The 14,679-nt window shown below is 45.2% G+C and carries 9 protein-coding genes; 7 read left to right on the top strand and 2 right to left on the bottom strand.

Annotated features, from left to right (window positions below):
• Window positions 1-84 precede the first annotated feature (84 nt).
• Window positions 85-2,682, top strand: a complete 2,598-nt coding sequence (locus ACSR9A_RS25440; protein WP_473760572.1) for a KAP family P-loop NTPase fold protein — start codon at window positions 85-87, stop codon at window positions 2,680-2,682.
• Window positions 2,683-2,763: 81 nt separating this feature from the next.
• On the opposite strand, the gene ACSR9A_RS25435 is transcribed toward ACSR9A_RS25440, so the two are convergent.
• On the bottom strand, window positions 2,764-3,615 hold the full coding sequence (locus ACSR9A_RS25435) for a helix-turn-helix domain-containing protein (RefSeq protein WP_473760569.1): 852 nt from the start codon (window positions 3,613-3,615) through the stop codon (window positions 2,764-2,766).
• Between the two features lie 147 nt (window positions 3,616-3,762).
• Between ACSR9A_RS25435 and ACSR9A_RS25430 the strand changes: the two genes are divergently transcribed.
• Complete coding sequence (locus ACSR9A_RS25430) at window positions 3,763-5,061, top strand: Gfo/Idh/MocA family protein (protein WP_473760567.1); 1,299 nt, start codon at window positions 3,763-3,765, stop codon at window positions 5,059-5,061.
• Between the two features lies 1 nt (window position 5,062).
• A complete protein-coding gene (gene uxaC / locus ACSR9A_RS25425; RefSeq protein WP_473760563.1) occupies window positions 5,063-6,469 on the top strand; it encodes a glucuronate isomerase in 1,407 nt (468 codons plus the stop codon).
• 70 nt (window positions 6,470-6,539) lie between these two features.
• Here the strand turns inward: uxaC and ACSR9A_RS25420 are convergent, their stop codons facing one another.
• Complete coding sequence (locus ACSR9A_RS25420; protein WP_473760561.1) at window positions 6,540-7,778, bottom strand: aspartate aminotransferase family protein; 1,239 nt, start codon at window positions 7,776-7,778, stop codon at window positions 6,540-6,542.
• 268 nt (window positions 7,779-8,046) lie between these two features.
• Between ACSR9A_RS25420 and ACSR9A_RS25415 the strand changes: the two genes are divergently transcribed.
• The 4 genes from ACSR9A_RS25415 to ACSR9A_RS25400 all read left to right on the top strand — a co-directional run bounded on the left by ACSR9A_RS25415 (window position 8,047) and on the right by ACSR9A_RS25400 (window position 14,225).
• A complete protein-coding gene (locus tag ACSR9A_RS25415; RefSeq protein WP_473760559.1) occupies window positions 8,047-10,413 on the top strand; it encodes a helix-turn-helix domain-containing protein in 2,367 nt (788 codons plus the stop codon).
• A 214-nt stretch (window positions 10,414-10,627) separates the two neighbouring features.
• Window positions 10,628-11,596 (top strand): ABC transporter permease, encoded by a 969-nt coding sequence (locus tag ACSR9A_RS25410; protein WP_473760556.1) that lies wholly within the window; start codon window positions 10,628-10,630, stop codon window positions 11,594-11,596.
• A 32-nt stretch (window positions 11,597-11,628) separates the two neighbouring features.
• On the top strand, window positions 11,629-12,510 hold the full coding sequence (locus ACSR9A_RS25405; RefSeq protein WP_473760554.1) for a carbohydrate ABC transporter permease: 882 nt from the start codon (window positions 11,629-11,631) through the stop codon (window positions 12,508-12,510).
• A gap of 74 nt (window positions 12,511-12,584) precedes the next feature.
• Window positions 12,585-14,225, top strand: coding sequence for an ABC transporter substrate-binding protein (locus ACSR9A_RS25400; RefSeq protein WP_473760552.1), 1,641 nt, complete (start codon window positions 12,585-12,587; stop codon window positions 14,223-14,225).
• Window positions 14,226-14,679: the final 454 nt, after the last annotated feature.

Below are 14,679 nucleotides of genomic sequence, written 5' to 3'. Positions count from 1 at the left end.
AAAGTCAATAAGTTTAGTATTATTGTTATAATAAAATAAAATTTGTATGATTAGGGAATGATTTTGAGAGGGGAATTGAAAGAAGTGGACGAAAAAGTGAGTATCATTAAAGGGTATTGGAATCATATGAAAAATAAATTTTTGAGGCAGGGATTAGTTCTTTTATTTAGAACAGTAATCATGTATGCAGTTCTTTTATGTGCCCGGTATGCACTTAATCCTTTGTTAAATACAATCCCGGATAGTTTGGTAATTCAAATAGTTTCCATAATGTGCGCTGTTTTATGGATGGCTATTTTCTTTTGGCAATTCAAACATCCTATGAATTTTTTTATCTTTAAAAAAATTCGGCAGGAATTGCTTCCAGCTATTTTGATTGCTATCACTTTTGATTACATAGTTAATGACCAGAATCGTTTTTTTAATGGAGGCTTTTGGTCTGGTTTATATGATACAAATATTATTATGATTTTATCGTATGCTATTGTGTTATTCGTTCGAAAGCGGCTTGTCAACGAAAGCGATAAAAAATCTTCAGATGAGAATAGAGCAAACATATATTCTTTTAATTCCAGTCCATCTTTGGGAAAATATGGACTGGATAGTTTAGGAAGAGAGAAATTCGCAAAAGATCTTGCTACAGTGCTAAACGATCGTATGCAATCACCTTCGATACACGCGTTAACTATTGGTTTATATGGACCTTGGGGCTCAGGAAAATCATCCGTAATTGACCTAATTGAGAAAGATTATATTGATAAGGTACATGTCGAACACATTATTCGTTTTGAACCTTGGTATATGGGAAAAGATCAAAATAATATTATTCCCGAATTTTTAAAACAGTTAATAACGCATTTGGAAAAGCGGGAGTCTGATAACCAGCGAAAGCTTATTTCGGGGCTAAAGAGATATTTGAAATACTTAACTCCAGTTAGCATCAGACCACCTGGACTCATCATCAATTTTAAAGATTATATAAGCAATCCTGAGTTTTCCAAGGATTATGAGGATGCGCAAGGTATGAGAGAGCATATCGTTAAATTGTTGAAGGCAACCCATCTTCCTATTGTTGTTTTTATAGATGATATTGACAGATTAGATAACAAGGAAATCCAAATGGTTTTTAAATTAGTTCGGCTTATTGCTGACTTCCCTAATATGACATATGTTATTTCTATGGATGAGAAACACGTTGCGAAATCTTTATCACAGCTATACTCGAAAGACTACGACATAAATACGGGGCTTGAATATATTGAGAAGTTTATTCATGTTCCAATTTATTTGCCCAAGGCTGCTCCCGAATTACTAGCCGGTTATTTTATATCCTCGATTCAAAAAAAATTAGAAGCCCATGAAAAAGAAGTTAGTGTAGAATACTTGCATTATATTTATACGACATTTCAATTTACTCCGAGAAACGTAGACAGAGTAGTTAATATTGTTATGGTTTATCTAGCTATTTTAAAAGATGAGACGGACACAGAAGATCTTATCGCATTATTAGCAATTAAAATAGGAAATCCCGAATTATTTGAATTTATTTATAAAAACGAAAATATTTTACTGACAAGAGAATATCCAAATAACGAGTTGGAAAAATATAAAAGAGAAGCGATGAGAGAAAAATTTTCTGGTTATATTTCATTGTTGAAAAAAATGTTTCCTCAATCTTTTAGTCAGGAAGTTATTGGGAATGTAAATAGTAACAGACTTAAGAAAATTTGTTCTCCTACACATTTTCACACCTACTTTCAATATATGGTTCATTCTTCAATCGTTTCTTCAAAACAATTTCAAGATTTTTGTGTTGCAATATTGGAAAATAAAAAATCAGCTTTGAAGGTATACGATGATATTGTTAATCTTAATAATTATGAAGGGTTCTACATGCAACTTGGGTTACATTTAAAGGAGCAATCAGATGATTTTAAATTTGCATTGCTCGTATTTGTGCTTGGAATTCATCAAGATTTTACTCAAGTTTCTCAAAACGTTAAAAGATTAAAAATTAACTTGTTACTTGATTTGATAGAAAATGAAAACAATGTTGAAACAACTTTTAAGATTTTGTCAGAACATAAGGATAATCTGTTAATTGCTTTAGATGCTCATAGAAATTCAGTTAATGATTCGGTATCAAACAATCTTGAAATTTACTTAGCTGCTAAAACTGATTTTACATTAATAATGGAGTATGGTGATAAGCATGTAATAACATTTCTTCGAGCATTAAGTGAATTTTTAGAGATAAGCCAACAGCGCAACTTGATTTCAGAATGGGCTAATAAAAATCCAATTTGGAAACTCGCTAAGGTGATTTTTAAAAATTCAGTGAAAAATCAATATGAAACATTTCTTGAATATACAATGATATTACGTGTATTGCCGATTCATTATATTGAAAGAGAGGTGGCGCAGGTGATGGAGGTAGAAAATGAAAAAGAGGCCATAGATGCGTTACAAGACGGAAAGTATTCACCGGAGCAAATTGCATTATCTTATGCACATAGGATGAGCTATAAGTATATTGAATCAAACTTAGGGAATTTTAATTTAAGTTTATCTGAGCACCAATTTGCAGAAGCAATGGATACATTGTGCGAATATGGCAGCCAGGAAAAAGTGACTGCTATAAAGGAAGAATGGGAACGACTTAAAGAGAGTCAAACTTCATAGATAAACAAAGCATCGACGTTGCCCATACACAAAAAATTGCTAGGCAGCGTCGGTGCCTAGCAATTTTTATCTAGACGCTCCTTACAAATGCTTGCGATAATCCCGCGGCGAAAGCCGCGTTATTTTTTTGAACGTTTTGCCGAAGTGGGAGAAGTTGTCGAAGCCGGTGGCGGCGGCAATTTCCGTGATCGATTGATCGGTTTCGCGCAGCAGGCGCTGGGCTTCCTTGATGCGGGTAATCGTCAAGTAGGTGGAGAAGGAGAAGCCGGTAATTTCCTTAAAGATGCGGCTTAAATAATACGAGCTGATATAAAACTGCTCGGCAATGGAGCTCAGCCTAATTTCTTCGCTGAAGTGGTGGTTGATGTAACGTACGATTTCGGTAATTTTCGCATGCATCGGTGTAGCATGGGAAAGCGGGACGAATTCGTGCTTTTGCAAATAACGGGCCGCATGCAGCAGCAGCTCGGTAATTGCGATTGGCGGATACAGCTCATAGCCGGGAGGGCGTTGTTGAATTTCCTCCAGCAGTCTGCGAATGAGCTGCTCCATGACAAGCTGCTCCTGACGCGGCAACCGCAGCACATGAATATGCTGCTCAAACGGCGACAAGATCAGCTCGCGAAGCTCGGGCGCAAACGATTCAGGGAAATGGTGATCGAAATGGATAATGACCCGTTCATGCGAGGCTTCGCCAGCGTACAGCGTTTTATGAACGACTTGGCGGGAAATGAAGATCAGATCGCCCTGCTCCACCGGATAAGAGCGGTCATGGACGAAATAAATCCGCTTGCCGCTGAGCAAATAATAAATTTCATAATAGTCATGAAAATGATCATTGGGCATCGTGAACGGCTCGGAGCGCTTCACATATTCAATATACAAATCCGCTAAGCTTCCATAATGAAAGGAAGCGGGCGTTTTTTCAATCATAGCCTTCAAAGCTCCTTTCGTGTAAATCGCAAAATATGCGGCATATTTTGCGATTTAAGCACTATATGAGGAGAATTATAACACTTATATGCGATAAAATGAAGGCGTATCAAACGAACAAAAAAATCAGACAAAGGGTGAGCCGCAATGACACAAAAGAAAAAGTACGTATTGGTAGGAACGGGAGGAAGAGCTGAGTTTTTCTACGCTGCAATTGCAACCGATTTCAGAGATACGTCGGAGCTGCTTGCATTTTGTGATACGAACCAAACGAGACTTGACCACGCCAATAAGCGTTTAACCGATAAATATGATTATCATGCTGTAAACACATATAAGGCGGAGCAGTTCGACGAAATGATCGCGAAGGAAAAGCCGGATTCCGTCATCGTAACCAGCGTTGACCGTACGCATCATACGTACATCATTCGCGCTATGGAGCTGGGCTGCGACGTCATTACTGAGAAGCCGATGACCGTGGACGAGAAAAAGTGCCAGGAAATTCTTGATGCCGTAGAACGTACAGGGAAAAATGTTCGCGTAACGTTCAACTATCGCTATGCGCCGCATCATACGAAGGCGAGAGAGCTGATTGAGAAAGGCACGATTGGCAAAGTCAATTCGGTGCATTTTGAATGGCTGCTTAATACGCAGCATGGCGCGGATTACTTCCGTCGTTGGCACCGCAATAAAAATAACAGCGGCGGCCTGCTTGTCCATAAATCGACGCATCACTTCGATTTGGTCAACTTCTGGATCGGCTCGCAGCCGGATACCGTCTTTGCCTTCGGCGACCTGCTGTTCTATGGTAAGGAAAATGCCGAAGAGCGCGGCGAAACGAAGTTTTACGATCGTGCGACGGGCCATCCGAATGCGACGGAAGATCCATTTGCGCTGCATATGGACAGCAATGAGAACCTTAAGGCGATGTATTTGGATGCCGAGCATGAAGACGGCTATCGCCGTGACCAAAGCGTATTCAGCGACGGCATTAACATCGAAGATACGATGGGCGTAATGGTTCGCTACAAAAACAATGCGATCCTGACTTATTCGCTTAATGCTTATCTGCCATGGGAAGGCTACCGCATTGCGTTCAACGGCACGAAGGGCCGGATCGAGATGGAAATTGTCGAGCAATCCTATGTTAATTCCGGCGGTGAAAAATCGCAAGAGGGCGCGCTGAAAGGCAAGCGCATCATCGTGTACCCCATGTTTGGCGCTCCTTACAATGTGGAAGTAGAAGAAGGAATTGGCGGCCACGGCGGCGGTGATCCGGTACTGCTTAACGATATTTTTGGCACACCTGTAGAGGATAAGTTCAACCGCGCGGCGAATCATGTAGACGGTGCCCGTTCGATTTTGACAGGAATCGCTGCCAATAAATCGATTCAGACGGGAATGGCTGTAAAGGTGGATGAATTAGTTAAATTCAGGAGGGACTAACTTGGCTAAGTTTCTGGACGACAATTTTTTGCTGGCAAATGAAACGGCACGGGATTTGTACCATAATTATGCAAAGGACATGCCGATTATCGATTATCATTGCCATTTGAGCCCGCAGCAAATTTACGACAACATCAGCTTCTCGAATTTGACGGAGGCCTGGCTGTATGGGGATCATTACAAATGGCGGGCGATGCGTTCGAACGGCATTGAAGAAAAATATGTAACGGGTGGCGAAGGTGTCAGTGATTATGACCGCTTCCTGGCTTTTGCAAGGACGGTTCCGCAGGCGATTGGCAACCCACTTTACCATTGGTCGCATTTGGAGCTGCAGCGCTTCTTCGGCGTTGATGAGATTATTAATGAACGCAACGCTCCGGTTATTTGGGGAAAAGTAAATGCGAAGCTGGCGGGCGAGGGCTTCAAAGCGCGCGATCTTATCGTGAATTCCAAGGTTGAGGTCGTCTGCACGACGGATGATCCTGCGGATTCGCTGGAGTATCATTTGAAAATTAAAGAGCTGCCAGACTTTCCGGTTGCGGTGCTGCCTTCATTCCGTCCAGATAAGGCGCTGGAAATTAATCGGGCTGGATTCCTAGAATGGATCGCGAAGCTTGAGCAGGCCGCAGGCCAAAAGCTGGATAGCTATGAGGCGCTGTTAGCTGCGCTGGAAGCAAGAGTTTCCTTTTTCCACGAGGTCGGCTGCCGCGTTTCGGATCATGCCCTTGATTATGTGCCTTACGGAGAGACGACGAAGGATGAGGCAGCGGAGATTTTCGCTAGCGCACTTGCTGGAAACCGCGTAAGCCTTGAGGATGAGAAAAAATACAAAACGTATACGCTCGTCTTCCTCGGAAAGCTGTATGCGAAGCATGACTGGGCGATGCAATTGCATATTAATGCAGCGCGCAGCAACAATACGGCGATGTTTAATCGCCTTGGACCGGACACGGGCTATGATTCCATCGGTGACAGCCCGCTTGCGTATCCGCTCGTTAAGCTGCTTGATGAGCTGGCGAAGGATGAGGCGCTGCCGCGCACGATTTTATATTCGCTTAATGCAATGGACAATGAAGTGATTGGCTCGATTATCGGCAGCTTCCAAGGCGACGGCATCCCGGGCAAAATTCAGCTGGGCTCCGCTTGGTGGTTCAATGATACGCGGGATGGCATGGTCGTGCAAATGAAGGCGCTTGCGAACTTCGGTCTGCTGAGCCGTTTTGTCGGCATGCTGACGGATTCGCGCAGCTTCCTGTCTTATACGCGGCATGAGTATTTCCGCCGGATTTTGTGCAATTTGCTCGGCGAGTGGGTGGAGAACGGCGAGGTGCCGGATGACCGCGAGCTGCTGGGCGATATTGTCCGCAACATCAGCTACTACAATGCGAAAAGCTATTTTAAATTTTAATCATTATGTTTAGCCGCATCGGCGTGGTGGAATCTTCGAAAGATTCCGCCACGCCGATTTTTTATTGCAGCTAGGCGTTAGCCGTTTCTTTCTGCGCCATTTTTAATCCGAGCTTGCTCATTCCGCGCTCCAGCAGCTTGAACATGTCATCCGTCTCTGCTTCGGTTACCGTGAGTGCTGGTGTAATCCTAACCGTGGAGGCATTAAGCGCATTGATGATCAATCCATCCTCCATGCAGCATGCTGCAAGCTGTGGCGCTATGCCTTCTGCGACGGTGAAGGCGAGCAGCAGGCCTTTGCCGCGAATATCGGTGATTGCATACTCATGGGATAGCTCGACCAGCTTCTCCGTCATCAAATCACCCATCAGCTTTGCATTGGTGGACAAATCCAGACGAATAATCTCTTCTACGACCGCCTGGCCTGCTGCCATCGCAAGAGGTCCACCCGTATACGTTCCGCCTTGATCGCCAGGCTCGAAAATATCGTATTGCTTCATCGTTAGCGTCGCGGATAACGGAAATCCGCCGCCAATTCCTTTCGCCAGCGTCATGACGTCTGGTTTAATGCCATAGTGCTCGTGGGCAAAAAGTTTTCCTGTCCGGCCAATTCCGGTCTGAACCTCATCGAAAATAAGCAAAATGCCATAAACATCGCATGCCTTGCGCAGCGCCTGCAAGTAAGGGGCATCTACCGAATGGACGCCGCCTTCCCCTTGAACGAGCTCCAGCATAATGGCACAGGTACGGTCGCTAATCGCAGCGAAGCACGCATCAAAATCATTGATGGGTACATGCTTGAAGCCCGGAACCTTAGGAGCATAAAGGCTTTCCCAATGCGCTTTGCCCGTTGCGGACATCATGGCGAGCGTTCTCCCGTGGAAGCTGTTCGTCAATGTAATGATTTCATAAGCGCCATTTAAATTTAGGGAGCCATGCTTGCGGGCGAGTTTAATCGCGGTTTCGTTCGCTTCGGCGCCGCTGCTGGTGAAATAGGCTTTATCAAAGCCGGACACGCTTGTCAGCAGCTCCGCGAACTCAACCATTGGTTTGTTAAAGAAAGCAGGGCTTGCATGCACGAGCTGTCCCGCTTGCTTGGCAATCGCCTCCTGCAGAACTTTGGGCGAATGCCCCAAGCTGGTGACCGCCCAGCCGCTGCTGAAATCGAGGTATTTTTTACCCTCCGTATCCCATAAGTACATCCCATCCCCGCGCTCCATAACGACCTCGGGTCTGTTCGCCGTGAACAGCACTGATTTTTTGGCCGCTGCCAGCAAGGCAGCTGTATCCTTGTTTTTCGAATTAAGCATCGTCTAACCTCCGTATAAGTCTTGTTATGTATAAATATACACTTAAATTAATAAAAATACAATAAGCGGCTGCGTATTTGCTGAGCCCTCCGCCGCATGGCGGGGCCGTTCTTCAAATAGTAACCAAATCATTAATATTTATAGTAGCGCAGCCACGAGGAATAATCGCCTGAAGGTATTCGCTCTGGCAACTTCATGGTATTATCAGAAAACAGCAAAATATAAACAGAGCGCCAGCAGATTATTCAAACGTGGGGGAGTTCAGGCCATGAACAATGTAAAGGGCTTTATCGTGAAGCGGAAGCTGCTGTTGAAAATGATTTTTTCGTATGTGGCGGTCGGATTTATTCTCATTGGGTTATTTGCTTATTTTATAATCGATAAGGTTTCGGATAATTTGACGGAGGACGTCAACCAGTCGGTCATCCGGATGACCGAGCAGTCGTATAACACGGCAGATATTTTGCTTACCTCAACCTACAATTATTTTGCCAAAAACTATGACAATCAGGTCGTTTATAACGCAATGTATGGCGGTTCCTTCACTTATATAGAGATGAAGCAAATTAATACGCTGCTGTCCGAGATGAAGGAAGCGAACCCATTAATCGATTCCATTTATATTTACAACCTAAATAATGATAGCGTTTTTTCTTCGGAAAAGCCGATTACGCCAATTGGAGAGTTTTATGATAAAAGCTTGACGGCGATGCTGAAGGAGAAGAATTTTTATAAAAAAGGAGTTTTTATTCCGCGGAATGAAAAGTATACCGAATTAGCAAAGTCTTACGAGAAGAACTGGATTACGATTGTTTATTCGCAATTCGCCCGCAATTCCATTATTGATGGTGCGCTGATCGTAAATTTGAATCAACAAATGCTGCAGCAATTGGCGACGAAGGGAAGCGGCGGTGGCAGCTCGATTCAATCGGTCATTATTAATGATAAGGGAACGGTCATTTCCCACAGCAATCCAAGCATGGTGAATAAAAATTTATATGAGGAGCCTTATATTCGTACCATATTGGATTCTACAGAGGAAAGCGGCCAACTGAGCGATACGATTAATAATCAAAGCTCCTTCGTCTCTTATTTCAAGTCGGATCGTCTGGGCTGGAGCTTTATTGGCATTGCGGAAAATGAAAGCCTGCTGTTAAAGGTCAATCATTTAAAGCAGTTTATCGTCTGGATGACCGCTATATTCGTCCTAATCGCCGCGGCTACGGCACTGCTGTCGATTCGCATGATTTATATGCCGCTCAATACGATAATGAAGCGGGTAGGCACGTCGCTGCAGGTTGGGCTGAAGGATGGCTCGCAGCTCAATGAATATGAGCTGCTGTCGAAAACCTTTTCCTATTTGGAGGGGAAGGTAACGGATTTGCAGCTGGACGTATCAGGCTATTTGCCTGCCAAACGCAAGGAGGTGCTGCGCTCGGTTATTCAAGGCGGCTACACGGGCTTGGCAGGCGATAGCAAGCTGTCCGAACTTGGGCTGAATTTGCATGCAGCGGATTGCTTCCAGGTATGCGTCATTCGCCTTGATGAATATGACAAGCGGCTTCAGCAGTTTGATCTGGCAGATATTTCTCTATTTAAATATGCGATCTCCAATATAGCGGAGGAAATTATAACGTCGCCGATGCAGTGCGAGGCTATGGACGATAACGAGGATACGATCGTGCTGCTCCTAAGCTGGAAGGAGGGCGAGCTAAGCGATACTGCCGAGGTTGAACAGCGGATGGAGGATATTCAGTCCAAGGTTACACAATATTTGAAGCTGTCGGTTACGATTGCGATGGGACCAGTTGTGCAAGCCCTTAAGGCGATTCCGCTTTCTTGGAACCAGGCCTATCATTCGTCGCGCTATCGTTTGATTTGCGGCTATGGCACGATTATTTCCAGACAAAGCGAGAATTCTATCCATGCTGCTGCGGAGCATGATTATCCGTTAGCGCTGGAGAAGCATATTACCGATCAGATGAAGCAGGGGGACAAGGTGAAATTTCAGCAGGCGGTCGAGCAGTTTTTTGCGGAAATACGCACCTATCAATATGATGAAATTATGCTTTATGTGTATCAATTGACGGTTATGGCGGTGCGCACCAGCAAAGGGATGGTTAGCGAAGCCGAGCTGCTGCAAAGCGGAATGCTGTCGCTGCCGGAAACGATTCAAAAGCAGGAAACGCTGGAGCATATGATCACGGAGTTTGCGACTGCATGCAGGCGAGTGATGAGCCAGCGCGACCATAGCTCGTCGCAGTCGAATGTGAAGGCGGTATCACTCATTGAGGAGCAGGTGCGCTCAGGCTATGCCGATCCGAATTTGTCGGTAGAGGGCTTGGCGGAAGCGGTGGGATTATCAACAAACTATGCGAGGAAGGTATTTAAGGATTTTACAGGAAAAACAATTTCGCAGTATATTGCCGATTTTCGCTTCGACAAGGCGAAGGAGCTGCTGCTGTCTACCGATTTATCAGCCGGAAAGGTCGGAGAACGGGTCGGGATGACGAATACGAATTATTTTTATGCCTCATTCAAGAAGCATACGGGCAAATCACCTGTTCATTATCGCAAGGAATACATGCTGGACACGATGCTGAAGGATGTTAAGGAAGATGAAACCACACTGTGAAAGGCCATATCCTGCTATGACAAGCTGCCGCTCCGCTGTGAGAGGCGGTTTTTTTATGCGGAAAATGCTGCTTTTCAGTGAAAAAGTAACATTTTATAGTGTTAGCGAGCGAAGAATTTGCAGAGATCGGAACATCTTATTCTAGCTGGGCGCTCGCTGTTTCTGCCATGATGAGGGCACAAGAAAACGCAAGCAGCGTTAAGGAGGTCTACATGTGAGAGAAGCAGCATTACAAAAAACGGGCAGCAAAGCAGTCGGGCAGCAAAAGAAGGAATCCTTTTTTACTGAGCTTCATAAAAACGGCCTGCTCTACTTGCTTACTTTACCGGGACTACTGGTTGTATTCATCTTCTCGTATTTGCCCATAGGCGGAATCGTCATCGCCTTTCAGGATTTTAATCCAAGGCTGGGGCTATTCAAAAGCGAATTTGTCGGCTTGAAAAATTTCAGCTTCTTCTTTGAATCAAGCGACACGATCAAGGTGATGGTGAACACGCTGTTTCTGAACACGCTGTTTATTGGAATCGGCACGCTCGCTTCCGTCGCTATCGCCATCATGCTCTCCGAGCTGGGCGGAAAATGGTTCAAGCGCATTACCCAAACGATTGTAACGCTGCCTTATTTTTTATCCTGGACCGTTATTTCGATGTTTATCGTGGCGCTGCTGTCCAGTGAAAATGGCTTCATCAATAAAATATTAGGCGCATTCGGCATCGCAGAAATTTCCTTCTTTAACGAAGCGGCCTATTGGCCAGCTATTCTTGTGCTGATCAAGCTTTGGCAGGGTGCAGGCTTTGGCTCAATCGTATATATGGCGACGATTTCCGGCATTAATCCAGATATTTATGAATCCGCTTCAATTGACGGAGCAGGCCGGTGGAAAAAAATAAGATTTATTACGCTTCCCCTGCTCAAGCCGACGATTATATTAATGCTGCTGCTTGCCATGGGCGGAATTTTCTACGGCGACTTTGGCATGATCTTCGCGATTGTCGGACGCAATCCGATTTTGTACCCCACAACAGACGTCATTGATACGTACGTATACCGGGCGCTCATGGATTTGGGGGATATGAGCATGGCGGCATCCGTAGGTGTGTTCCAATCGATGGTTGGTTTTATTCTTGTGCTGACCGCGAATCAAATTGCTAGAAAGTTCAGCCCGGATTCCGCTTTATTTTAAAAATACACGTTGCCGCACAGGAGGTGCCTCACATGATGAAAGAAAGCGCAGCGGACCGTATAGTGAAGCTGGCCATTTATGTACTGATAACTTTATTCGCCCTCTATTGCATCGTGCCGTTTCTCATGGTCATCAGCAGCTCGATGACGACGGAAACGTCCCTGCTCCGCGATGGCTATGGCTTGTGGCCGAAGGAATTTTCACTTAAAGCGTATGAGCTGATTTTTAAAGATGCAACGATCTATAAAGCATACGGGGTGACGCTTTTCGTAACGATTGTCGGCACAGCGCTTGCGATGCTTGTTACGTGCGCCCTTGCTTATCCGCTGTCCATCAAGACGCTCAAATACCGCAACGGCATTAACTTCTATGTCTACTTTACGATGCTGTTTCACGGCGGGCTTGTCGCCAACTATTTGCTCATTACTAAATATTTGGGGATGGCCAACTCCATATGGGTGCTCATTATTCCAGCGCTCGTTAGTCCATGGAATATGTTCCTAATGCGCAACTTTTTCAAATCGATAGACGAGTCGCTTGCTGAATCAGCAAAAATCGATGGCGCGAACGATCTTTATATTTTATTCCGAATTATTCTGCCGATCTCGCTGCCTGCGATTGCAACGGTTGGCCTGTTTTATGCGCTGGCGTTCTGGAACAAATGGTTTGAGGCGATGCTCTATATTTCCAAGGAGGACCTATTCCCGCTGCAATATTTAATTATGCGGATTATGAGCAATGTGGAGTTTGCCAATGCCATATCCTCCAAGGTCAATATTCCCGGCTTCGCGACACCGACTTATACGACGCGGCTGGCGACGACAGTCGTCACGATTGGTCCGATTATTTTCCTCTATCCCTTCCTGCAAAAATATTTTGTCAAAGGCTTGATGGTTGGTGCTGTTAAAGGCTAGCTTGTACCCGGCTGAACTCGCTTTCAAAAGGCGATTTAGTATATACTTTACACACATATAAGGGAGGAAAAGAAATGAAAAAGGTATTTAATTCATTTTTCCTAATACTGACCATTGTCGCTTTGGCAGCAGCTTGCTCAAGCAACAGTGGTGGCACGAATTCACCGGCGGCATCTAGCTCAGCAGAGGATGGAGGGGCTTCGACAGGAGCTTCTTTGAAACCGATTACTTTAAAGGTTATGCTGTTCGGTGACAAGCCGACGGATTTAGGGAGCGTGCTGACAGAGTTCGAAAGCAGAACGAAGGACACTCTAAATACGAAGCTTGAATTCGAATTTAACACAGGTGACGACCATAAGCAGAAGATGAAGCTGAAAATGTCTACCGGCGAGCAGGTCGATCTGGCTTTCGACGCGCCGTGGCAGAACCTGAGCCAGCATGTCAGCCAAGGGCTTTATACCGAGCTGGATAAATATTTTAATAATGACGACTACCCTGGCCTGAAAGCTGCTTTCTCAGAGGAGTTTCTCGCCAGCAATAAAATAGATGGCCATATTTATGCCATTCCGCTCACGCAATATTACACCGATATTGAAGCGGTTATGGTTCGTAAAGACCTGCGTGAAAAATATGGCATGGACCCGATTGCAAGCTACGACGATTACAAGGTCTATTTGGACAATGTCAGAAAAAATGAAGGCAGCATGATTCCCCTTGCGCTTAAAGGAGCGCGCGGCTTCTTCAAAATGTTCGAGGTCGAAACGAATTCACAGACGTTCCGCGGCGCCAACTGGGCGGTCAACGGACTTGGCATTACGGGAACAGGCGCAGACTTTAACGTGGCGTTGTCCGAGGATGGCAAAACCGTTGTTGGCGTAACGACAATCGGTGATCCTGCGTCCGAATATGCGAGCTTCCCGGAGCCATTCAACAACCCAGATCATATTTATCAGGCCTATGACAAGTACGTTGCATTCAATACCTATGTCCAGAAGGATTCGCTTAGCGAGAAGGATGCAATCGCGCTGTTCAAGGCGGGAAAAGCCGCGTCGTTTGAAGGCACGATTAATGATATTCCAAGTGTCAGACAAGAGCTGCAGAAGGCGGTTCCTGGTGCAGACGTTGAGCCTTTCGTTTACTTGTCCTGTGCGGCAGACAAAAAGGCGGGCTGCATTCCTACGGATTATAAAGCATGGAACGATCTGGTCATTCCCATTACGGCACAGGACCCAGACCGCACGATGAAATTTATCGACTGGATTTTTGCCAGCCAAGAAAATCATGATTTGTTCGAGCTTGGCATCGAGGGAACCCACTGGAAAGCGGACGGCGAGAAGCAATACAGCCTGACAGAAGGATCAACGAATTACATCTTCCCTAAATATGAATTGACTTGGAATCCGATTTTGTCCCGCGTAGGCTCAGATAATGATGCGCTTACGCTCGACTACTTAAACTATCAAGGCAGCAATGACAGCTATTTCCGTATCCCGCTCTCGGGCTTTACCTTCAATTCCGATTCGGTCAAAACAGAAATTGCCAAGGTGCAGCCGAAGTTTGACCAAGCGGTGCAAATTTTCAGGCATGGGCTCGACCCTAACTGGAAGCAATCCGCCGAGAAATTGAACAAGGAGCTTCGCGCACTCGGACTGGACACCATCCGTGAAGAGCTCAAGAAGCAAATGCAGGCCTATCTCGACAATGGCGGCATGTAATTTAGAGCGGGAAAAAACGGGCGAAGGCTGACAGTCCCGCATAAAAAAATGAAAGGGGCTGCATCGCCGCGCTTAAGCGCAGATGCAGCCCCTTTTTAATGCCAGCCATAGCTACTATTTAGCTGTTGTTTTATTATAGGCAGCAATTTTCTCGGTAATTTGCGCGGCAGCATGATCGAGTGCGGCTATCATTTGCTATAATAGCAAGGTGAAACGGCTGTCGCCGTCCTCTGGCGGCGCAGCGCGTTTCAGTCCGAGAAATATAGAGAAAGGATGGAGAAATCATACTTTCCTATATTTCAAGGTGAAACGGCTGTCGCCGTTCTTTGGTGGCGCAGCGCGTTTCAGTCCGAGAAATATAGAGAAAGGATGGAGAAATCATACTTTCCTATATTTCAAGGTGAAACGGCTGTCGCCGTTCTTTGGCGGCAAAGCTACCGTTTCGCGGGTGAAA

The organism is Paenibacillus sp. R-74696 (assembly GCF_055814915.1).
This window is presented reverse-complemented; position numbering and strand designations above follow the sequence as displayed.

Excerpts from the sequence above, each read along its gene's own strand:
- ACSR9A_RS25435 (WP_473760569.1), bottom strand. The coding sequence starts at position 3,615 with ATGATTGAAAAAACGCCCGCTTCCTTTCATTATGGAAGCTTAGCGGAT.
- ACSR9A_RS25430 (WP_473760567.1), top strand. The coding sequence starts at position 3,763 with ATGACACAAAAGAAAAAGTACGTATTGGTAGGAACGGGAGGAAGAGCT.
- ACSR9A_RS25420 (WP_473760561.1), bottom strand. The coding sequence starts at position 7,778 with ATGCTTAATTCGAAAAACAAGGATACAGCTGCCTTGCTGGCAGCGGCC.
- ACSR9A_RS25415 (WP_473760559.1), top strand. The coding sequence starts at position 8,047 with ATGAACAATGTAAAGGGCTTTATCGTGAAGCGGAAGCTGCTGTTGAAA.
- ACSR9A_RS25405 (WP_473760554.1), top strand. The coding sequence starts at position 11,629 with ATGATGAAAGAAAGCGCAGCGGACCGTATAGTGAAGCTGGCCATTTAT.
- ACSR9A_RS25400 (WP_473760552.1), top strand. The coding sequence starts at position 12,585 with ATGAAAAAGGTATTTAATTCATTTTTCCTAATACTGACCATTGTCGCT.